Source organism: Dolichospermum sp. UHCC 0315A (genome assembly GCF_008121535.1).
Lineage (GTDB): Bacteria > Cyanobacteriota > Cyanobacteriia > Cyanobacteriales > Nostocaceae > Dolichospermum > Dolichospermum lemmermannii.
In genome coordinates, this window is the sequence record NZ_CP043056.1 from 558257 (window position 1) to 580690 (window position 22434).

At 37.6% G+C, this 22434-nt stretch carries 15 protein-coding genes; 8 read left to right on the forward strand and 7 right to left on the reverse strand.

The window, feature by feature from the left end; translation table 11 throughout:
* The first annotated feature begins 183 nt into the window (after positions 1–183).
* Genes BMF77_RS02640 through BMF77_RS02650 form a run of 3 tightly spaced genes read left to right on the forward strand, consistent with a single transcriptional unit; the run spans position 184 to position 2687 of the window.
* The gene (locus tag BMF77_RS02640; RefSeq protein ID WP_210422286.1) at positions 184–1662 is read left to right on the forward strand and encodes a diguanylate cyclase domain-containing protein; all 1479 of its coding nucleotides are present in this window, start codon (positions 184–186) and stop codon (positions 1660–1662) included.
* 42 nt (positions 1663–1704) lie between these two features.
* Positions 1705–2055, forward strand: a complete 351-nt coding sequence (locus BMF77_RS02645) for an Hpt domain-containing protein (RefSeq protein ID WP_148760423.1) — start codon at positions 1705–1707, stop codon at positions 2053–2055.
* Positions 2052–2687: a phosphoribosyltransferase gene (locus tag BMF77_RS02650; RefSeq protein ID WP_148760425.1), complete on the forward strand. Its 636-nt coding sequence runs from the start codon at positions 2052–2054 to the stop codon at positions 2685–2687. The genes BMF77_RS02645 and BMF77_RS02650 overlap by 4 nt, the downstream gene beginning before the upstream one ends.
* A gap of 201 nt (positions 2688–2888) precedes the next feature.
* On the opposite strand, the gene pgmB is transcribed toward BMF77_RS02650, so the two are convergent.
* Both pgmB and BMF77_RS02660 read right to left on the reverse strand, forming a co-directional pair.
* The gene (pgmB, locus tag BMF77_RS02655; RefSeq protein WP_148760427.1) at positions 2889–5771 is read right to left on the reverse strand and encodes a beta-phosphoglucomutase; all 2883 of its coding nucleotides are present in this window, start codon (positions 5769–5771) and stop codon (positions 2889–2891) included.
* Between the two features lie 155 nt (positions 5772–5926).
* Positions 5927–8338, reverse strand: coding sequence for a sucrose synthase (locus BMF77_RS02660; protein ID WP_148760429.1), 2412 nt, complete (start codon positions 8336–8338; stop codon positions 5927–5929).
* 1372 nt (positions 8339–9710) lie between these two features.
* On the opposite strand from BMF77_RS02660, the gene BMF77_RS02665 reads away from it, so the two are divergent.
* From BMF77_RS02665 to BMF77_RS02675, 4 genes are all read left to right on the forward strand, one after another.
* Complete coding sequence (locus tag BMF77_RS02665) at positions 9711–9947, forward strand: HetP family heterocyst commitment protein (protein WP_148760431.1); 237 nt, start codon at positions 9711–9713, stop codon at positions 9945–9947.
* A gap of 394 nt (positions 9948–10341) precedes the next feature.
* Complete coding sequence (gene nifJ, locus BMF77_RS02670; RefSeq protein WP_148760433.1) at positions 10342–13965, forward strand: pyruvate:ferredoxin (flavodoxin) oxidoreductase; 3624 nt, start codon at positions 10342–10344, stop codon at positions 13963–13965.
* Between the two features lie 89 nt (positions 13966–14054).
* Positions 14055–14267, forward strand: a complete 213-nt coding sequence (locus BMF77_RS26430; RefSeq protein ID WP_168204342.1) for a hypothetical protein — start codon at positions 14055–14057, stop codon at positions 14265–14267.
* Complete coding sequence (locus BMF77_RS02675) at positions 14185–15204, forward strand: dihydroorotate dehydrogenase-like protein (protein WP_148760435.1); 1020 nt, start codon at positions 14185–14187, stop codon at positions 15202–15204. Before BMF77_RS26430 ends, BMF77_RS02675 begins: the two co-directional genes overlap by 83 nt.
* Here the strand turns inward: BMF77_RS02675 and BMF77_RS27600 are convergent.
* A complete protein-coding gene (locus BMF77_RS27600) occupies positions 15122–15313 on the reverse strand; it encodes a hypothetical protein (RefSeq protein ID WP_246863048.1) in 192 nt (63 codons plus the stop codon). The two genes, BMF77_RS02675 and BMF77_RS27600, sit on opposite strands and share 83 nt — an antisense overlap.
* Positions 15314–15506: 193 nt before the next feature.
* On the opposite strand from BMF77_RS27600, the gene BMF77_RS02685 reads away from it, so the two are divergent.
* On the forward strand, positions 15507–16568 hold the full coding sequence (locus BMF77_RS02685) for an ATP-dependent 6-phosphofructokinase (RefSeq protein WP_148760437.1): 1062 nt from the start codon (positions 15507–15509) through the stop codon (positions 16566–16568).
* Between the two features lie 139 nt (positions 16569–16707).
* Here BMF77_RS02685 and BMF77_RS02690 read toward each other — a convergent pair whose 3' ends face one another.
* The 4 genes from BMF77_RS02690 to BMF77_RS02700 all read right to left on the reverse strand — a co-directional run bounded on the left by BMF77_RS02690 (position 16708) and on the right by BMF77_RS02700 (position 22375).
* Positions 16708–16911, reverse strand: coding sequence for a hypothetical protein (locus tag BMF77_RS02690; RefSeq protein ID WP_015079868.1), 204 nt, complete (start codon positions 16909–16911; stop codon positions 16708–16710).
* Between the two features lie 30 nt (positions 16912–16941).
* A complete protein-coding gene (locus BMF77_RS26435) occupies positions 16942–17115 on the reverse strand; it encodes a hypothetical protein (RefSeq protein WP_168204343.1) in 174 nt (57 codons plus the stop codon).
* A 32-nt stretch (positions 17116–17147) separates the two neighbouring features.
* The gene (locus BMF77_RS02695) at positions 17148–20270 is read right to left on the reverse strand and encodes a PAS domain S-box protein (protein WP_148760439.1); all 3123 of its coding nucleotides are present in this window, start codon (positions 20268–20270) and stop codon (positions 17148–17150) included.
* A gap of 596 nt (positions 20271–20866) precedes the next feature.
* Entirely contained in the window at positions 20867–22375 is a 1509-nt protein-coding gene (locus BMF77_RS02700; RefSeq protein WP_148760441.1) for a pyruvate kinase, read from the reverse strand.
* Positions 22376–22434 lie beyond the last annotated feature (59 nt).

Consider the following 22434-nt stretch of genomic DNA (forward strand, 5'->3'; position numbering starts at 1 on the left):
AAGAGGGAACAGAAAAATCAGTTGTATAATTAATTCTGTCCCATTACTGATTTTGACCATGTTTCGGCTAATATCATTGCCAATTGGATTGAGTATTATGTCTGTTTTGATTCTGGGGCTACTCAACTCAAGTCATAATGTGTGTATAGTTTCAGTTCAAGTTCAGCAAGGAAATTATAGATAGTGACTTCCTCTATTCACATAAACAACACATTAGTATTAATTGTAGATGATGACTTAGTTGTACAAATGCAATTACGTTATGCGATGGAAAAAGAGGGATATCAAGTGATGGTAGCAGGTAATGGCAAAATTGCCCTAAATATTGTCATGACTTCACAGCCAGATATCGTGCTTCTAGATGCCATAATGCCAGTAATGGATGGTTTTACTTGCTGCGATCAGCTACACACATTTGATCCTAACATTCCTGTATTGATGATTACAGGACTAAATGACCAAGATTCCGTAGATAAAGCATTTTCTATTGGTGCTGCTGACTATATTACTAAACCGATTCACTGGGCAGTTTTAAGACAAAGAGTCCGCCGCTTGCTACAAATGCACTGGACTATGAAAGAATTACAGTATAAGATTGAACAAGAGCAGCTAGTCGCTAAAATTACCCAAAAAATCTGCACATCTTTAAACTTAGAACTAATTCTGAGTACAACTGCTATCGAAGTCCGTAAATTATTGAAAACTGATCGTGTCATTATCTATCGGTTTCATCCAGATGGGAGTGGATATGTCATAGTTGAATCTGTAGCCGCTGAATGGGATTCTATGTTAGGAAGAGTATTTCAAGATACTTACTTTTCTGATCAATGTAGTTACGACTATCGGCAAAGTAATATTTGTGTGATCGAAGATATTGACAATGCTGGGCTTTCCCAATGTCATATTGATTCACTGAGTCAATTACAAGCGAAAGCCAATTTAGTTGTCCCCATTCAACAGGAAAACAGTATTTGGGGATTATTGGTAGTTTATGAATGTTCTCAACCACGCAGATGGGCTAAATCGGATATTGATTTGCTAACACAACTAACAAATCCATTAGTCATGGCTATTCAGCAAGCAGAACTATATCAACAATTAGAAGCAGCTAACCAGAAATTACAACAACTAGCAACTATAGATGGTTTGACTCAAATTCCTAATCGTCGCTCCTTTGATGAAGTTTTAGAGCGAGAATGGAAACGCTTAGAAAGAGAAAAAGTGCCTTTATCTTTGATTCTTTGTGATATAGACTTTTTCAAGAATTATAATGATACTTATGGACATCAATCTGGAGATGAATGTTTAAAAGAAGTTGCTCAAATTCTGTATCAAGTAGCCCAACGTCCCGGAGATTTAGCCGCTCGTTATGGTGGTGAAGAATTTGCTTTAGTTTTACCGCATACAGATATAGCTGGGGCAATTTGTATTGCAGAAATAATTCTCTCATCTATCCGCAGTAAGGGTTTGATTCATAAAAGTTCTCCAATTAGTTCATACCTGACCCTGAGTCTGGGGATTGCGACTATTATTCCTCAAGCCAGCGTTTCTGCAAAATTTCTCATTGCTAAGGCAGATGAAGCTCTTTATCGGGCAAAAGAAACAGGACGCAATCGCTACGTTATTTATCATTCAGAGGGAACAGAAAAAACTCATGTTTAATGGCAATTGCCACAATATAAAATCAAAATATTAAAGTTTACAATGTCTTCAATAGATACTCAGGTTTTAGAATCCTTACTGGATATGCTAGAAGGTGATCAGGAAGTTTTGGTGAAAATAATCAACTGTTATCTGGTGGAATCTCCGAAAATTGTCGCTGCGATTCAAATAGCTGTCACCAATGAAGACGCTGATACCCTCGACAAAACAGCCCACAACTTAAAGTCTAGCAGTGCCTCTTTGGGAGCGATGAATCTCCATCAGCTTTGTTTAGAGTTAGAATCAAAAGGGAAGAGCGGCAATCTAGAAGGGGTTGTAGAATTGGTGTCACAGTTGGTTAATGAGTATGCACAAGTTGAAATTGCTTTCAAGAAAATAGTGAAAGTCCCATGAGCAAAAAATTCTCTAACCGCATTCAAGCTGGTCAAATGTTAGCTCAACATTTACAAGCATATAGTAACCTTGAGGATGTCTTGGTACTAGCTTTGCCTCGTGGTGGTGTCCCTGTAGCCTTTGAAGTCGCTAAAATTTTGAATGCGGCCATGGATGTGTGCATAGTCAGAAAACTCGGTGTACCTGGACACAAAGAACTGGCTATGGGGGCAATTGCTTCGGAAAATATTATTGTTTTCAACCGAGATATAATTGATTCATTGGGAATAGATCAAGAAAAAATTACCCAAGTTGTTAACCAGGAATTGCGAGAATTAAAGCGCCGGAATCAGGTTTATCGCGGTGATAAACCAGCAATTAATGTTAAAAATAAAACGGTTATTGTCATAGATGATGGGATTGCTACTGGTGCAACCATGCGGGTTGCCCTCACTATTATCCACCAACAACAGCCGACGAAAATTATTGTGGCTGTTCCAGTTGCACCCCTAAATACTTGTGAAGAATTGCGTTTAGAAGTGGATGATGTAGTTTGTTTGCAATGTCCAGAAGTAATGTCTGCAATTGGTTTATGGTACGAAGATTTTAGCCAAACTACAGATAACGAAGTTCGCGCACTTTTAGGAAATTAACATCTCCCAACCGCTCACTCTCTGAGAGGATGTTTGAAAAGTTTTTAATGTATCAATAAACCCCTCTCCAAACCTCTCCCCGACGCGGGGAGAGGCTTTGAAACCCCCATTCCCTTGTAGGGAAGGGGGGAAGGGGGGTTAGGTTTCGGAGATTGTTGGTTTCATCTAATACTTTTCAAACAACCTCTGAGACTCTGCGTGTTAGCGAAGCGGGGCGAAGCCTGATAAATTCTTAATCAGTTCCTCCCATTTTACTTCTGCCAAACTAGGCAAAACGACATCAGCAGCCCCCACCCTCTCCTGGGGTCCCAAGCCTACAGCCCACATATTTGCTGCTTTGGCGGCGATAATACCGACTGCGGCATCTTCAAATACTACACATTCATTTGGGGGAATTCCTAACTGGTTGGCAGCATGAAGAAATAAGTCTGGTGCTGGTTTGGCGGCTTGGACAGTATCACCATCAGTAATAACATCTAATTTACCACCAATCCCCAATTTTTCAATCACTAGCCGGGCATTTTTACTAGCAGAACCAATGGCGATTTTGATTCCAGCTTGACGCAATTCATCCAATAAGGCCACTGCCCCTGGTAATAAATCTGTGGGTGTAATATTGTGAATTAGTTCTACATAATAATCATTTTTTCGAGACATCATTTCCTGAATTTGCACTTCTGAATATTCTCTATTGCCAATAATCAATATCAGAGAAGCGCGACGAGACACACCCCGCAAGGCTTCATTCATTTCTCGATTAAAAGGTAAACCTTCTTCATTTGCTAACTTTTGCCAAGCTTGATAATGATATTCTGCGGTATTAGTCAATACGCCATCTAAGTCAAAAATCACGCCCTGAATGTTAGGCTTTCTCGTTTTTGGTAATTCCTGACGCAAATCGAATTCGTGCCATTTACCATGCCACTGTAACTTAAATTTCAGTCTTGTCCAAGTTGGGGGTAAGTGAGGATGGGCTACGGGGACATTTTCCCGAAATTGGATACCGCCAAAACCGAATATTACAGCTTGCCAAATGCCTCCAGCACTAGCACCATGTATCCCATCTTGGGTATTTCCGCGTTTATCTTCTAAATCTACCATTGCCGCCTGCATAAAGTATTCGTAAGCCTCCTGTGATTTGCCCAAATCTGCGGCTAAAATGGCGTGAATAGCCGGACCCAAGGAAGAACCATAACTAATATCTGTGCGGGGGGCGTAATAGTCCCAATTTACCTGTAATGTTTGCTGATTATAGGGAAAATCGGCAGATTCCCGCATCAAATATAGAAGCATTAATACATCTGGTTGTTTAATGACTTGTCCTTTGTTGGTTTCTTCCATGCCCAAAATAATTTGGATTGATTTTTCTCGCGGTTCGTATTTGGCTAAGTTAATATCATCTAGTTGGAAAAACCCCTCACATTGCTCAATTAGTCCGGTTTCCGGGTTGTGGATAATGAGCATTTTAGCGATAATTTCTGTCCAATGATTGATGACTTGGGAGCTAATTTGTAATTTATGTTCAAGTTTTATGGCTACTTCTGGAAAGGTGGAATGCAGCCAGTTATAGATGATTAAGGCTTTTTCTAAATGCCATTGTACCATCCGATTTGTAAAGCAGTTGTTATGAACTAATTCATGATATTCATCTGCACCAATAACTCCGCGAATTTCATAACATTCTAATTGGGGATTAAATTCAACTCGACTACTCCAAAAAATTGCGGTATCTAAAATAATTTCTGCACCATAATCTCGCATCCATTCATCATCTTCTGTAACTTGCCAATAATACCAAATGGCGTAAGTAATATCCGCACTAATATGAATTTCTCGATCACGACACCATATACGAATATCTTCGGCATAAAAATCACTCCGTAGTGACCAGCGTGGTGTCGCTTCATCCCCTGTCACCGCACTTTCCCAGGCAAACATCGCCCCCTGATAGCCATAATGTGCGGCTTTGCGTCGCGCCCCTGGTAAGGTGTGATAACGGTAACTGAGCAAATTCCGGGCTAAATTTGGTTGGGTAAAGGTAAAAAATGGCAGAATAAAAATTTCCGTATCCCAAAAGATATGTCCGTGATAACCAAAGCCAGATAGGGTTTTCGCCGGGATACTTATGTGATTATTATTTCTAAGTGCAGCAATTAGTAACTGAAACAGATTGTAACGCACTGCAAAAGCTGCTGTGATATCTCCTTCAATGATAATATCACTTTGTTGCCAAACTTGCTCCCAGGCTTGGGCATGGGCATCAATTAAGGTTATATAATTTGGTATATTTACGAGCTTTTCTTTAGCGGCTACAACTGGTTCTGCAATTTCGTTAGATGTAAAAATACTGACAATCTTTACTATGGTGATTGTCTGTTGGATTTGACCGGCAACGGTTGCATTTAAGCTGGGATAACCAGGTGTGGTATTAATTTGTAAGTCTATGTCAGTTCCCGAAATAGTTATTTTTGCCGCTATACCGACATCTATGCGGCTGTTGCGGGTGCGACTATGTAACCAGAATCCTTGTGTGATTTTACCTTGATTTAATCCTTCCCAATGGTTGAATCCTTGATTTTCAGAGTAGCTGTTAATACTGGCTTGAATTTCAATTAAACCATCAAAATTTACTGGTGTTAGTTGGCAACGTTGCCCGACTATATGCTGATCTGCTAAACTGGCAAAGCGTTCAAAATGGATATCTATTGCTTTACCATTGGGACTACACCAACGTAAACACCGGCTGAGAATGCCATGATGTAAGTCTAGTTTCCGGTTATATTTTAATATTGTACCTTGATCAAGGCGAAAGCGTTCTCCCTCAATAATAACTGTCAATGGTAGCCAATCTGGACAGTTTACGAGTTCGGTATAAACTACAGGAACATCATCATAAACACCGTTAATAAATGTTGCTGATAATGCGCGGGGATAGCCTTCTTCAAATGTTCCTCTTGTCCCTAAATAGCCATTACCAATGGTGAAAATAGTTTCTCGGCTATGCAAATATTCAGGATTAAACTTGGTTTCATTTAATATCCAGTCTGTATAGATAAGGTTGCGAAAATGGTCTTTTTTATCCATGATAATAGATTAGGTATTTTTGTTTTTTTGAATATTTAAGATTTACGTAGGTTGGGTTGAGGTACGAAACCCAACAAACTCCTGTAAATGAAATTCAACAAACTTCTGCAAATGTTGGGTTTCACTTCGTTCTACCCAACCTACAATTTTTATTTTTACTGATGAATGTGTTCTGATAAAATATGGTCAGCGATAGGTTTATAAAGGAGATGAAATAAACTTTCCATATAACGATCTCTGGCTTCGTTATCTTCGGGATAGATGAAGTTCCAAAAGCTAAACATTTTCGTTAATAACAGGAGTTGATTTGTGTGGGAATTCCAGTTATATTTATGGCGAATGCGTTCAATCATCCATTGAGAATTTTCTAGCCAATGTTCTGGATAATTTTCACATTTTTCTAAGAAGTTGATAATTGTTTTGGCTGTTCCTGCTAAGTCTGTGGGGTTGAGGTTAAATCCTTGATCATGGTTTTCAATAATTTCTAATGAACCACCAAATTGAGTTGTAAAAGTTGGTAATCCAGAAATCATTGCTTCTAAAATACTTCTGCTAAAGGATTCATAAAGGGCAAAGTGAATATAAATCCCTTGAAAATCGGCAATTACACGATAGGTTTCAGCAATATCGCGGAGAGGAAGACGCATTCCCAACCAGCGGATTTTATGGTGAAGATGATATTGATCAATAATCGCATGAATTTTTGCTATTTCTTGAATTTCTTCGGAGTTTGTTCCTAAGTCTGGATGAAGTTTACTGGTTAATAAAATTAGGTTACTATGTTTTTGTAATTCTTCACTTTTACCGAAACATTCAACTAAACCTGTGAGGTTTTTAATTGAGGTAATGGGACTAACGGAAAAGATCGGTTTTTTATGAGGATGATCTAATTTACCGAGAATTTCTGGGTGTTCTTGATGGAAAATTAGGTCTTGGATATGTTGACGACGGTGGGATTCTCTATTTGTTGTTTGGTTGTAGGGAAAAAATATATTTTCACTGACTCCTGGTAATACCACATTGAATTTAGGGCTAAATAAATCAATGCCATCAATTACATGATATAAGTTGGGCATGGTGAAACATTTATAAGATTCATATTGTCCCATTGTATCTGGTGTACCTACAATTTCTTGATAGGATGATGTGATAATAAAATCTGCGGCATTCATACTGATTAAATCAGCGGTAAATTGGGCAGAAAAGTGATATTGTGCTTCTAAATCTTGCCAATATAAGTTACTAAATAGATATTTAGGTTTTTCGAGGGAATGGGCAATATTACATTGGGTAACTTTCATTTTTCGGGAGAGAATAAAAGCAACTAAGTTCCCGTCACTGTAGTTACCAATAATGAGATTGGGCTTTCCTTGGAATTGTTTTAAAAGTTCTGCTTCGGCATCAAGAGCAAATTTTTCTAAATAAGGCCAAATTTCAAATTTAGAAATCCAGTTGTTGGTAATTTCCGGTTGAGATTCTGCAAAAGGAACGCGCAAAATCCAAGCATTTTCTGTACCATCAACTTTTTCTAATGGTAAGTTACAAAATGTGCCTTCACAATTGGGAATCAGTCGAGTTAATATAATGATATGGGGTTTAATTCCTAATGTATCTAAACCTGCAAGTTTAATTTCTGCCCGCATTTTATTTTCTAAACTGCGGGCTTGTTCTAAAACATAAATAACTTGTCCTAATGTTTCATCTCTGCCTAAAACATCTTCTTGTGCAACCCAACCATGGATGGAAATAAGGACGACGCGGAAAACTGCACAAATGCGAGAAACAAAGGTTTCTAAAATTGCAGGTTCGGGATTATCCATGAGTCTTTCCAGCAGTTCTAAGGTTTCTCTGACTCTGGCTGCATTATTACCCCAACCTGGTTCTAAACCGAGTTCTTGAAGATGAAATCTAAATTTTATATATGGTGTCTGGGGGGATAAATGACTCACAAATTCTAACGCTAGTTTGATTTGCTTTGTTAGTTGCGAACCTGAATGAATATGATTACTAATTAATAATTTGATGCCGTTATATTCTAATCTTTTTAATGATTCAAATAATGCGTCAATCCAATATTCAGGATCTGTCAATGCTTGATTACAAAAATAATGATTAAGAACGGTTAAACCTTGGCCAATATTTCTGGAATCATCAATTCTTGGTGCTGCTGAATAAAAGGGATGGAGATCAATTTCTAAAATGTGCGGTTGATAACGCTTTACTAAGCGATCGCTCACATCTAATAATGCTTTCGGTGTCATTAACTCAAACTTAGTCAAGTCTGCGCTTAATAACCATACTTCTTGACTCGCAATCTTTGGTCTAACTATAAACCAAGTATTTTCACCATCTAAAATTATTTCATGGGTGTACTGAATGAATGTCCCTAAAGAGGAAGAGTGATAAAAATAAGCGGGTTTTTGGAATTGGTGACAATAATCTGCAAAAGCTTGTAGAATCTCATTTCTTAAAAAGTAACGTTTATGATCCTTGCCTAATTCTAAGATAAAGTCACCTAAAACATTTTTTTCATCACTGTTAACAATAGTTTGCACTAATTTATACATTGTACATTACCAAACTCTAGCTAAAGTTAGGATTATTGAGATACTATTTCAGGTTAATAGTAAATAAGTTACTCAATTATTTACTTCTAGCTAAAGGATGAACCCTTACCTCCTCTTATAGATAGAGAAGTATCTATTAGTTAGATGACAGGGAATAGATAAAATTTTAGCAATCACTAATTTCAACTCAATAACTACCAATTTGGCTTTGTTGCTATTAATTACCATTTTGTAAACTTTACTTGTGCCACTTTTATAAGAGTCTATTGCAGTAAAAATTAAATACAGCACTTCCCGGTGTTGTGAGGTACATATCTAGCGGGCAAGATGCCCGCACTACAAAAGTTTTATGATTCAACTTTGTACCTCATAAGAGCGGAAACCGCTGTATTACATCTATAAATATTATTCAATTCGTCAAAACCTGAATACTTATATCCTCAACCACTTTAAGACGTTAAGTATTTCGTGATGAAGTGTAACTAATTTAGCCAGAAAATTAAAAATAGCCAAAAATAAATTTATATCTTTATGCCATTTACAGTTTTGTAAATCTCCCTTGTGACAGTGTTTAAACAGTCATTTAATCCGCAAGTTAGAACTGACATTTTCTGTACTATTTAGAGAAACAAATTGCCAATTCGGCGTACCAGATAGGGAAAACATAGTATTCTGCATATAATAGTGTGACAAGGAGTATTTACAAAACTGAAGCCAGGAAAGATTTCAATGTTGTATGACTATTTAAATAGTGTCATAATCCAAATATCTGTATTTCCTATTTTTTACCAAACAATCAAGGTGGACAGGAAATGCTAGGAATTTGCTTATATTTTTTACTAACACAAGGGTAATGTGGTTGGTAATTTTCCAGTCTTTACAATCAAAAATTTCAGAACTTAATCTATTTAGATCACCAATTGCCAATGATAAGTAGGTGAACGGAAAAAAACCGAAATATGTAACGAAAAGTAAAATCGCCCAAACCCTCTTGCCTCAAGCCTAGTGCCATAACGACGATTTTCAATGCTAACCTACTTACACCCCTAATTAAATGGATACCACTGCTCACTAAACCTCACAGAAAATTCATAAAGTTCTCTGATAACCACAAATAATGTTGATATTTAATCGGTAAGTTATCGCTATACTCGAACTTAGATATCGAATTTATTTACCAAGAGAATTAAATCCTTTACATATCACGGGCAGATAATCCTGTCACCTCAAATATCCCATTGATTTTTTTCTATAATTCAGAATTTAGGAGATCAGTAATCAGGAGTTAAAAGGCTTGACTAAAAAGATTTTCTGTTCTGAATTATGACAACTTATTAACTTTCAATCCTACAAGATTAGATCAGGGTTAGTCATGAACTATCAAGCTTCTTCTTCTCAGAACGATTTTCATAGTGCCATCGCTCCCGAACAGTTCAATTGTATCATTGAAGCTATTGCTGATGGACGGTATTCTTGGGCTTGTGTGCTGATTTTACGTTGTATTGATTACAATCCAATTCACTATATTCCCCAGCGGACTTATAGCCGATTGATTAAAGAAAACCGTCAAGATTCTGGAACAGCTAGTAAACCAAAGACAGATATTTAAGTCTTTTGTGAATAGTCTTAACTACAGAGATTTATCTCAATTACTACGCCAAAAGTTAGAGGAACTTAGCAGAAAATTATTCCTTAAAACCAATAATTTGGGATTTTGTTCTCATCTACATCTAGCCCCCATACTAAATTTAGTACGGGGGGATTTTCTATGAACTATCCTATAATTATGAATACCTTCGCCAAATTGAAAAAAGTCTTAATTGGTAGGTTGGGTTGAGTCCAGAAACCCAACCTCCAAAAAATGGCGAAGGTCTTGCATTCTTGAATGATTTTAGTAGATGGAAATTTCTGCTGATTTTTCAGTTGAATGTAAAAATTAGGGAATTTGGGGCTAGGAAAACACCAATTACCCGAAATTTAGTAGTTCTTCAAGATAAAGGAAGATGAAGATGAGAACCTTTGCAACTATAGATGGTAATGAAGCTGTAGCTAAAGTCGTTTACCAACTAAACGAAGTTATTGCCATTTACCCAATTACACCATCTTCACCGATGGCGGAATGGTCTGATACTTGGATGAGTGAGGGAAAACCGAACATTTGGGGAACTGTTCCTGCGGTGGTACAGTTGCAGAGTGAAGGGGGGGTTGCGGGTGCTGTACATGGGGCTTTACAAACGGGTTCACTGACAACCACATTTACAGCATCTCAGGGGTTAATGTTGATGCTACCAAATATGTACAAAATTGCTGGTGAACTTACACCTACAGTATTTCATATTGCGGCGCGATCGCTTGCAGCCCAAGCTTTATCCATTTTCGGAGATCATAGTGATGTCATGGCCGCAAGAACTACAGGTTTTGCCATGTTATGCGCTGCTTCTGTGCAAGAAGCCCATGATTTTGCCCTAATTTCCACAAAAGCAACTTTATCATCTCGCATACCTTACTTACACTTTTTTGATGGTTTTCGCACTTCCCACGAAGTCAATAAAGTAGAAATCTTAACAACTCCAGACTTACAAAAATTTATTCCTTTAGACTTAGTAATTGCCCATCGTTTACGGGCTTTAACACCTGATAACCCGGTATTACGAGGAACGGCGCAAAACCCTGATGTTTATTTTCAAGCTAGAGAAACAGTAAACTCTTTTTATCTCGCTTGTCCAGATATTACTCAACAGGTAATGGATGAATTTGCCGCAATGACGGGGAGACAATATCAACTATTTGATTATCATGGACATTTAGAAGCAGAAAAAATAATTATTCTCATGGGTTCTGGTTGCGAAACAGTTCATGAAACCGTAGATTATCTCAATCAACAAGGTGAAAAAGTGGGAATTATCAAAGTTAGATTATATCGTCCCTTTGATACCCAAAGATTTATTAATTCTCTGCCCAAAACAACCCGGATAATTGCCGTTTTAGATAGAACTAAAGAATCAGGGGCAATTGGTGAACCTTTATATATAGATGTAGTTACAGCTTTGGCAGAAAACCAACTTCACAAGATTAAAGTTGTGGGAGGTAGATATGGTTTATCATCTAAAGAATTTACACCAGCCATGGTAAAAGCGGTATTTGATAATTTAGATGTGGAGAAACCAAAAAATCATTTTACTGTGGGGATCAATGATGATGTTACTCATACCAGTTTAACATATAATCCCGAATTTAATATAGAAGCCGACAATATAGTTAGGGCAATTTTCTACGGTTTGGGTGCAGATGGTACAGTAGGGGCAAATAAAAATTCCATCAAAATCATTGGAGAAGAAACAGATAATTTTGCCCAAGGTTATTTTGTTTATGATTCTAAAAAATCTGGTTCAGTCACAGTCTCTCATTTGCGTTTTGGTTCTCAACCAATTCATTCTACTTATTTAATCACTAAAGCTAATTTTGTCGCTTGTCATCAATGGGACTTTGTAGAAAAATTTCCCATATTGAAAGATATTATTCCTGGTGGCACTTTTTTACTAAATTCACATTATCACAAAGATGAAATTTGGAATAAATTACCTGCTGCAATGCAAACAGAGATAATTAACAAAAATATCAAATTCTATGTAATCAATGCCTACAAAGTCGCCCGTGAAGCCGGAATGGGTGGACATATTAACACCGTTATGCAGGTTTGTTTCTTTGCCATTTCCGGTGTTTTACCAAGAGAAGAAGCTATAGATCAAATTAAAAAATCTATCTGTAAAGCCTACAGTAAAAAAGGCGAAGAAATCGTACAAATGAATATTCAAGCCGTTGATAAAACCTTGGAAAATCTCTATGAAATTAGGGAACGGGGAACGGGGAACACTTCGACAAGCTCAGTGCATCGCAGGGAACAAGAAAATATAAGAGTGTCCTCAATCCCCGATTATGCACCTGCATTTGTCCGCAATGTATTAGGGAAAATGATAGTCCGTGAAGGTGATGATTTACCTGTGAGTGCATTACCTGTAGATGGTACATATCCCACAGGAACATCTAAATGGGAAAAACGCAATATTGCTGAAGAAATTCCGGTTTGGGATGCTGACGTTTGTATTCAATGTGGTAAATGTGTGATGGTGTGTCCTCATAGTGTCATTCGCGCTAAAGTATATGCACCAGAAGAATTAGAAAATGCCCCAACAACTTTTAAAAGTGCCAATGCCAAAGAACATGATTGGCATGATTTAAAGTTTACCATTCAAGTAGCAGCAGAAGATTGTACAGGTTGCGGTATTTGTGTTGATGTTTGTCCCGCAAAAAATAAAGCCGAACCGCGCAAAAAAGCCATTAATATGGCAGCACAAAAACCATTGCGAGAACAAGAACGAGAAAATTGGGATTTCTTCTTAAATCTCCCTAACCCAGATAGACGGAATTTAAAGTTGAATCATATTAATCAACAACAAATGCAAGAACCGTTGTTTGAGTTTTCTGGTGCTTGTGCTGGATGTGGAGAAACACCTTATATTAAACTTGTAACACAATTATTTGGCGATCGCATGATCGTCGCCAACGCCACCGGTTGTTCCTCTATCTATGGTGGTAACTTACCCACCACACCTTGGACAAAAAACGCCGCAGGTAGGGGGCCAGCATGGTCTAACAGTCTATTTGAAGATAACGCCGAATTTGGCTTAGGTTTCCGCGTTTCCATAGATAAACAAGCGGAATTTGCCGCTTATTTACTCCAACAACTTGCACCCCAAATAGGTGAAACTCTAGTTACAGATATTCTCACCGCAGAACAAAAAGACGAATCGGATATTTACTCTCAACGAGAACGAATTGCTATTCTCAAAGGAAAACTAGATGAAATGTTAAATAATGTAGAGACGTTCCATGGAACGTCTCTACCAAAAAATGATATAACAAATCTAAAATCCAAAATCCAAAATCTAAAATCGTTAGTTGATTATTTAGTGAAAAAAAGTGTTTGGATCATTGGTGGTGACGGTTGGGCTTATGATATTGGTTATGGTGGATTAGATCATGTAATTGCTAGTGGACGCAACGTTAATATTCTCGTATTAGACACAGAAGTTTATTCTAATACTGGTGGTCAAATGTCCAAATCTACCCCTAAAGGTGCAGTGGCAAAATTTGCCGCAGGTGGTAAACCTACAACTAAGAAAGATTTGGGTTTAATTGCCATGACCTACGGTAATGTTTATGTTGCTAGTGTAGCAATGGGCGCAAAAGATGAACAAACCCTGAAAACTTTCTTAGAAGCCGAAGCTTACGACGGTCCATCATTAATTATTGCCTACAGTCATTGTATTGCTCACGGTATCAACATGAGTACAGCCATGCAAAACCAAAAGGCTGCTGTAGACTCTGGACGGTGGTTATTATATCGCTATCACCCCGACAGATTACAACAGGGAGAAAACCCTTTACAACTTGATTCCCGTACCCCAAAAATACCAATAGAAAATTCCATGTACATGGAAAACCGTTTTAAAATGTTGACTAAAATCAACCCAGAAACGGCAAAAGAACTCCTCAAAGAATCCCAAGCAGATGTTAATACCCGTTGGCAAATGTATCAATATTTAGCTGATAGAAAATTAAAATAGCTTTGAGTCAGTTGTCAGTTGTCAGTTGTTAGTAGGGGCGAAGCATTTGGAAGATAAATTATCGGTCATTGCCAAAAATAGTTCTCCAAATGCTTCGCCCGTACAGTTGTCAGTTGTTAGTAGGGGCGAAGCATTTGGAAGATAAATTATCGGTCATTGCCAAAAATAGTTCTCCAAATGCTTCGCCCGTACAGTTGTTAGTTTTTAATTACCAAATTTATGAACTTAACTACCACATATTTAGGTTTAGAATTAAAATCTCCCTTAGTTCCTTCGGCTTCTCCACTTTCGGAAGACATTGATAATATTAAATTAATGGAAGATGCCGGTGCAGGTGCTGTTGTTATGCACTCGCTATTTGAAGAACAATTAACTTTAGAAGAATCCGCACTTTATCATCATTTAAGCCATGGTACAGAAAGTTTTGCAGAAGCTTTAACCTATTTCCCAAATATTGCTAAATTCCGAGTCGGACCAGAAGAATATCTAGACCATATTCGCAAAGCTAAGGAAAAAGTGGATATTCCCATTATTGCCAGTTTGAATGGTTGTTCCGTTGGTGGTTGGACTAAATATGGTAAACTCATGCAAGAAGCAGGAGCATCAGCACTAGAATTAAATATTTACTATGTTCCCACAAATCCAGATTTAAGTAGTCAAGATATCGAGCAGAATTATCTTGATATTCTCACATTTGTTAAAGCCGCTGTCACTATTCCTGTAGCCGTAAAACTCAGTCCGTACTTTACTAATACTGCAAATATTGCTAAACGTTTAGATCGTGCTGGGGCTGATGGTTTAGTATTATTTAATCGCTTTTATCAACCAGATATTAATTTAGAAAATTTAGAAGTCGAACCTCATGTACTTTTAAGTACCCCCCAAGCCATGCGTTTACCCCTGCGCTGGATAGCCATTCTCTATGGTCATATTCAGGGGAGTTTAGCTGCAACTAGCGGTATTCATAATACCCATGATGTGATTAAAATGTTGATGGTGGGAGCAAATATAACTATGTTGTGTTCTGTATTATTAAGAGAGGGAATTGCTCATATTCAGTGTTTAGAAAAAGACCTACGGGAGTGGATGAAAATACATGAATATGAATCTGTCAAGCAAATGCAAGGTAGTATGAGCCAGTTAAATTGTCCTAATCCTAGCACCTTTGAACGCGCTCAGTATATGAAGGCTTTGCAAACCTATAATCCAGATTCGGGTAGAGTTTATACAAAAAGTTAGGTAATAGGTAATAGGTAATAACTGACAACTGTACGGGCGAAGCATTTGGAGAACTATTTTTGGCAATGACCGATAATTTATCTTCCAAATGCTTCGCCCCTACTAACAACTAACAACTGTACGGGCGAAGCATTTGGAGAACTATTTTTGGCAATGACCGATAATTTATCTTGCAAATGCTTCGCCCCTACTGACAACTAACAACTGTACGGGCGAAGCATTTGGAGAACTATTTTTGGCAATGACCGATAATTTATCTTGCAAATGCTTCGCCCCTACTGACAACTAACAACTGACAAACAATGAAAAAACGTATTGGTATTCTTACCAGTGGTGGTGACTGTCCTGGTCTAAATTGTGTGATTCGCGCTGTTGTAAGTCATGCCACACGGACTTTTGATTGGGAAGTAGTGGGGATTCCTTACGCTACCCAAGGGTTGCTAGAACGGAAAACGGTGCCGTTAAGTATACATGGTTGGGATTTACGCGGGATTGACCCTTTACTAAATATGGGGGGAACAATTTTAGGTAGTATTAATAAAGGAGATACTTTAGCCCATGCTGATGAAATATTAGCCGGTTATAAAGCGATCGCTTTAAATGCTTTAATTATTGTGGGTGGAGATGGTAGTTTAAATATTATTCATCAATTAGCCGTTTTAGGTAATTGGAATTTAATTGCTATTCCCAAAACTATTGATCATGATGTCGCTTTTACAGAACGTTCAATTGGGTTTGATACGGCAATTAATACAATTGTTGATGCTATTAATCGTCTGATCTTTACTGCTGCTAGTCATGACCGAGTGATGATTATCGAAGTTATGGGACGTAGCTCCGGACATTTAGCTTTACACTCAGGAATTGCCGGCGGTGCTGATGTGATTTTAATTCCTGAAGTCCCCTATACTATTCAAGGAATATGTCATCATCTGACCGAATTACGCGATTGTTGGCAAAAAAAATTTGCTATTATTGTGGTTTCTGAAGGGATATCTGTTTGTGCAGAAGATGCCGATAATCCTTCTATTTGTACTACTGCTAAATGTGGTCAAGGTCAATATATTGCCGAAAAAATTGCTAATTGTAGTAATCACCTGATTGATACCAGAGTTTCTGTATTAGGACATATTCAGCGTGGTGGTATCCCCTCAGCTTTAGACCGTCTCACAGCTACTATGTTTGGTAAAGTTGCCATTGATTTAATTGCCCAAAATCAATATGATCAAATGTTAGCTTGGCAAAATGGCAAAGTTGTCACTTTCCCCATTCAAGATGTGATAGATAATAATCCCTCTCTTGTTAATCCTCAAGGTGATTTAGTCCAAACCGCTAGGTCTTTAGGAATATATATTGGTGAATAAAGTAAGAGGCAATAGGTAATAGGTAATGGGTAATAGGTAATGGGTAATAGGTAATAGGTAATAGAAAGATAAATAATCTCCCCTACTCCCCCTACTCCCCCTACTCCCCCTACTCCCTACCTCCTGCCCCCCTTACGTATTACTCGGCTTCAGCGAGCGCTTCTAAATGAAAAGCTACATTTTTAAGCGCCATTTCAATTTCGTTACTATAAGAAAGACTTCTCCATCTTGGGGCTGTGGCATGATCCAAGGCAGTTGTATCCAAGTATTCTGCAAAAACTATCAGTTTTTCGGGGTCTGTCGCGGCTGTTGCCAACTTTTCTAAAAACTCTTGAGGTGTCATAAAATTTGCTAAAAAAAAGTAAAAGTCTCATCAATCGGTCAATTCTATGAGCATAAGTGCTGTAATCCCCAAAAATCTGTTCAAAATATTCAAAAATGAATAATTGACAACTAACAACTGTACGGGCGAAGCATTTGGAGAACTATTTTTGGCAACGACCGATAATTTATCTTCCAAATGCTGACAACTGTACGGGCGAAGCATTTGGAGAACTATTTTTGGCAATGACCGATAATTTATCTTCCAAATGCTTCGCCCCTACTGACAACTGACTTGAGGACAAAATTTAATTTTGCCAATAACTCTTCATTAGTATAGGGTTTTGATAAAATTGCTGTAACTTGAGATTCATTATTTGGCTCTAACATATTCTCTATATTGCATCCACTACAAGCAATTATTAGCACCTGGGGGTTGATTTCTTTTAACTTGCAAATGGCGGAATTTCCATTCATTCCTGGCATCATTATATCCATCAATACTACTCTGATTTGATCCCGGTATTGGTTGTAAGTATTGATTGCTTCCACGCCGTTTTTAGCGGTAAGAACTTGATAATTGTAGGCTTCTAAAATGGTTGTTGTAACTTCCCGGATATGGGCTTCATCATCTACTACTAAAATTAGTTCTCCCTGTCCTTGAGATATTTCTTGATGATCGGATTCTAAAGGGGAAACTTCTTGGTTAACTGATGGTAAAAATATCTGAAATACGCTACCAAGTCCAATTTGACTTTCAACATTAATAAACCCCTTATGACTTTTAATAATTCCTAATACTGTTGATAGTCCTAATCCTGTGCCTTTACCAAAATCCTTAGTGGTAAAAAATGGCTCAAATATTCTTTCTAATATTTCCGGTGACATTCCCGTCCCCGTATCTCTAACCGTAATCACAATATAATTCCCAACTGTAGCATGATGATTTATCTGGATCATCTCTTCATCAAGATACAAATTTTCTGTAGAAACAGAGAGACATCCACCGTCAGGCATAGCATCAGCAGCATTAACCACTAAGTTTATTAATACTTGATGCAGTTGGGTTTTATCCGCAAGCACTGTCCATAATTTAGGGTGAATATGCTTAGAAAATGTGATGGATTTGGAAAATGTTTGACTGACCAAGTAGATAATATCGCTGATCAAATCATTAATCTGCACAATCGTCTGTTTGCCTTCAACACCTTTGGCGAAGGATAACAATTGTTTGACTAGTTCTGCACCATGTTTCGCATTATTTTCAATAATTGTCAGCATTTGCTGACGACGATCTTTATGTTTTTCTTCAGATAATCTACTACTTTTGAGTAATTGAGCAGATGCTAAAATTGGTGTTAAGATATTATTGATATCGTGGGCAATACCTCCAGCTAAAGTTCCAATACTTTCCATTCTTTGAGCGCGTAAAGATTGCTCTTCTCGTTGTTTATTTTTTGTAATATCAGTATCTACTGTGAGAATAGATTTAGGTTGTCCATCAGTATCTAACATCAATGTCCAGCGACTTTGAACAATAATTAGTTGGTTTGATTGTGTGCGTTTGCGTAACTCACCCTCCCAACTTCCCGATGTAACTACAGTTTTTAGGGCGATTATCTCTTGTTCATGGGAAGTTGAATCGTAAAAAATATCCTTGGGATTCTTACCTAAAACTTCCTGACGTTCCCAACCATATATCCTCTCTGCCCCCTGATTCCAAAAGACGATTTGGGCTTGAAAATCTCGGACAAAAATTGCATCAGTCGCAATATCTAATAGGGCAGCTTGTTCATATATTTGCCGTTGCGTTTGTTTACGTTCAGAAATGTCTCTAGTTGTGCCAATCATGCGGATTGGCCGATCATTTTCGTTACAGTAAACTTTTCCTCTAGAACTCAACCAATGTAGGATACCATCACAATCCACTATCCGATGTTCACAGACAAAATCAACTTTTTTCTCCAGGGAATGACTGACACAGTTTTGAAAATGCTGACGGTCTTCAGGATAGATTAAATTGAGAAAGTCTTCAATACTAGGACAGGAACTATTGAGAGGTAAACCATACATTAAACCCATGGTAGGAGACCAGAGAGTTTCATTGGTTTGGATATGCCAATCCCAGATCCCAATATTACCTGCTTCTAGTGCTAAGGTGAGTCGGGCTTCACTTTCTTGTAAGGACGCTTGAATATGTTGCCGTTCAATGATTTCTTCTTGCAATCGCTTATTGGCAATCACTAATTCTGCCGTGCGTTCTTTTACCCGAACTTCCAAGACATCGCTATCTTGACGGAGTGCTGCTTCTAATTTTCTCCTGTCGCTAATATCCGATATTGACCATAAACAACCAGTCCGTTTACCCTCATTATCAACCATAGAATTTACTCTCACACTAGCAGAAAAGAGTAAACCTTTACGGGACTGGAAATTCATTTCCCATTCCTGTAATTCATGCAATTTTTTTAACCGAGATACAAATTGAGAACGATCTTCTTCAGCAATAAAAACTACTAATGGTTTGCCAACAAGATGATCTTGACGGACAGATAGTAAGGATGTTGCCCCATGATTAGCTTGCTGAATTATCCCTAAAGCATCAGTTACTAAATAACCATTAGGTGCAAATTCAAATAAATTTTGATAACGCAGTCGTTCTGCTTCAGTAATTTGCCGAGAATAGATTAGTTGTTCATTTTGTTGACGTAGTTCTTCTTCGGCAATTTGCAGTTCTTCTAAAGTTTCTTGCAGTTCTCGATTAATTTGTAAATTCTCGTCAACTTGTTTTTTTGCCCATGCTTGTAAATGATTATGAGTTTGCTTACGGATTACTTCCAGTTGTTCATTAATTGGTATGTGTTCTGTCTTCAAATCTAGCAAATTTTCCTGCAATGCCTCAACCACACCAATCATTTTTTCTATATTTAAGGCTTGCAGCAAGTTTGCTTCAGTGACAATACCGATTAAGTTGTCTTGATCATCTACTATTGGTAAATACTGAATAGAATGCTGCTGTAAAAGTGCAAACACTGTCAAAATATGCTCAGATGCTGAATATTTGAGAGTAATTAGCGGCTGAGTCATCACGTCCGCCATTTTTACCGCTGATAGGTCGGTATTTAAGGTAATTACCCTCAATACATCTTTAATAGTAAATATTCCTTGTAATTGCTTTCCCTCTACTACTAAAACATAGTCGGTTACTTGATGGATCGGGTTATTAACTGTAACTTTATGATCTTGTTGTTGATTCATCAAGTTAATAGCATCCATCACACAACTATCAGGACTAATAGTTAAGGGAGAATAATGAATAATTTGATGTAAATTAGGTAAATTAATCAATTTTCGGTGAAATCTGTGATTGAATGCGTCCATTGGTTAATCTGATTAGTAGATGATACTGTAACTAATGTCATACCGATTAAAATCTACAAATCATTAGTTAATAAATTTGATAGATATGGATAGCAAGGGTTTGGAGTGAGAAAATTTATTTCAAAAAATTACGTACAATTTAACCAAATGATTGTTGTTGGTAATATAAATATCATTTAATTGATTTTTGAGCAATTAATTAGATTGTACCCTGAATATTCTATATATGAAACTTTAATTTTGTAAACATTTCAAATAGTAAGTATTCACAATTTAAATATATAGTTTTGTAACCACATTGACAGGAGAGAACTTTGGATATATTAGAGGGTGTTTGAAAAGTTTTGAATGTATAGACTGACCCCTCTCCAAACCTCTCCCCTGCAAGGGGAGAGGCTTTGAAACCCCCCTTCCCTCGTAGGGAAGGGGGGCTGGGGGGTTAGGTTTTTGGAGATTATCGGTTTCATCTAATACTTTTCAAACAACCTCTTAGACATCTCCACAAAAGAACGTAGAGACGTTCCATGGAACATCTCTACAAGGGTTGTAAGTCACGCATATTTAATTTTCACCAGATGTCTATTTTCTATTACCAATTACCAAGAATGTAAAGCCCGTAGTTGGGGTGTTTTTTTAACTTGGTGGGCTTGCATTCTGGTGAGAACATCATCTAAAATAGCCACAGCTTCAATAATATAATCACCCTTATTGAGCATGACACACTCTGCCCGTTCTGACATGGCAGCATCAGTGATTTCTGCCCGTGAAGGCATTCCATGTTTGACGAGATTTTCTAAGACTTGAGTTGCCCAAATTACGGGGATATGGGCAGCCTCACATAACCATAATATCTCCTCTTGAATTTCCGCCAGTCGTTGATAACCAATTTCCAGCGCCAAATCTCCTCTGGCAATCATAATTCCAAAGGGTTGTTTTCCAGCGGCTTGAATAATTAATTCTGGCAAATTGCTAACGGCTAAGGGTGTTTCGATTTTCGCCACTATGGCAGGTGTGGGAGAATTTTCTGGTAATCTTACCGCTAATTCCTGTTGTAAAAGCTGAATATCTGCGGGTGTTTGCACATAGGAATAGCCGATAATATTAACTTGATTAGCATGAGTGGTAATAAAATCTAAATCTTGTTGATCTTTTTCTGTTAAAGAACTCAAATGTAATTCAGTGTCAGGAAAATTAATGCCTTTTTCTGGTAATAGTTTTTCACCTTTAAGACGGGCATGGGTAATTTTTAACCATACTCCCTCAGATGTAATTGACTCAACACAAGCACCAATCCGGCCATCATCAATCCAGACTATTGTACCAATTTTCAGTTGTTTTAATACTTCTGGAATTGTGCAACTGGCTTGAAAAAATTCAGAATCAATAGTAGTGGGTAACTCATGGGTAAGGAGGAGAGATTCACCTTTAAATATTCGTTGTTTGGGACTGGGGGTAAGAACAAATTTAATTCTGGTTTTGGGACCACTCAAATCCATGAGAATTTTACAAGAAGATTCTAATTCTAATTCTGCTTGTTTGACATTGTTAATCATGGCTAACCATTCACCGGGGGTATCATGGGCGCAATTAATTCTCACACAATTGGTTCCTTGCCGAATGATATCCCGCAGAAATTCGTAATTGGTAGCGGCTTCATTTGGCAACGTTACCATGATTCTAACTCGACGGTTATCGAGGGTGTTACCAAATAAATCTTCGGTATTTTGTTGGAGAAGGCGATCGCCCTCAAAAAATGCGTCCAAAGGTGGATGTATAATGATAGAATCATTATCTGTGTGACAAACTGCCTGTAAGGTGGCAATCACCGCATCTAAGGTAGGTAAAACCTTAGCTTCTATCCTCCCCAATGAGGACAAACCCCAAGGCATTAAAGCCGCTTGCAGTTCTCGTAAATCGTGTCTTCTCAGTGCCAAATAATAGGCAAGATTGAGACTACTATTAATAAAAGATTGTCGGTGAATTTGCTTTTTCCAGCGTTCAAATATTTCCCTGCCTTCCTGATCAACAGATTGACGAAGTTCTTGTAATGTGGTAAGTAAAAAACAAGGATCTGAGAGATCCAACTCTACATTTTTTGTTTGCATATTGGTCAGTTGTTAGTTGTCAGTTGTCAGTAGGGGCGAAGCATTTGCAAGATAAATTA

Bases quoted from the DNA above. Each gene is read 5' to 3' on its own strand.
- BMF77_RS02645 (WP_148760423.1), top strand. From the start codon at position 1,705: ATGTCTTCAATAGATACTCAGGTTTTAGAATCCTTACTGGATATGCTA.
- BMF77_RS02650 (WP_148760425.1), top strand. From the start codon at position 2,052: ATGAGCAAAAAATTCTCTAACCGCATTCAAGCTGGTCAAATGTTAGCT.
- pgmB (WP_148760427.1), bottom strand. From the start codon at position 5,771: ATGGATAAAAAAGACCATTTTCGCAACCTTATCTATACAGACTGGATA.
- BMF77_RS02660 (WP_148760429.1), bottom strand. From the start codon at position 8,338: ATGTATAAATTAGTGCAAACTATTGTTAACAGTGATGAAAAAAATGTT.
- BMF77_RS02665 (WP_148760431.1), top strand. From the start codon at position 9,711: ATGAACTATCAAGCTTCTTCTTCTCAGAACGATTTTCATAGTGCCATC.
- nifJ (WP_148760433.1), top strand. From the start codon at position 10,342: ATGAAGATGAGAACCTTTGCAACTATAGATGGTAATGAAGCTGTAGCT.
- BMF77_RS26430 (WP_168204342.1), top strand. From the start codon at position 14,055: ATGCTTCGCCCGTACAGTTGTCAGTTGTTAGTAGGGGCGAAGCATTTG.
- BMF77_RS02675 (WP_148760435.1), top strand. From the start codon at position 14,185: ATGAACTTAACTACCACATATTTAGGTTTAGAATTAAAATCTCCCTTA.
- BMF77_RS02685 (WP_148760437.1), top strand. From the start codon at position 15,507: ATGAAAAAACGTATTGGTATTCTTACCAGTGGTGGTGACTGTCCTGGT.
- BMF77_RS02690 (WP_015079868.1), bottom strand. From the start codon at position 16,911: ATGACACCTCAAGAGTTTTTAGAAAAGTTGGCAACAGCCGCGACAGAC.
- BMF77_RS26435 (WP_168204343.1), bottom strand. From the start codon at position 17,115: ATGCTTCGCCCGTACAGTTGTCAGCATTTGGAAGATAAATTATCGGTC.
- BMF77_RS02695 (WP_148760439.1), bottom strand. From the start codon at position 20,270: ATGGACGCATTCAATCACAGATTTCACCGAAAATTGATTAATTTACCT.
- BMF77_RS02700 (WP_148760441.1), bottom strand. From the start codon at position 22,375: ATGCAAACAAAAAATGTAGAGTTGGATCTCTCAGATCCTTGTTTTTTA.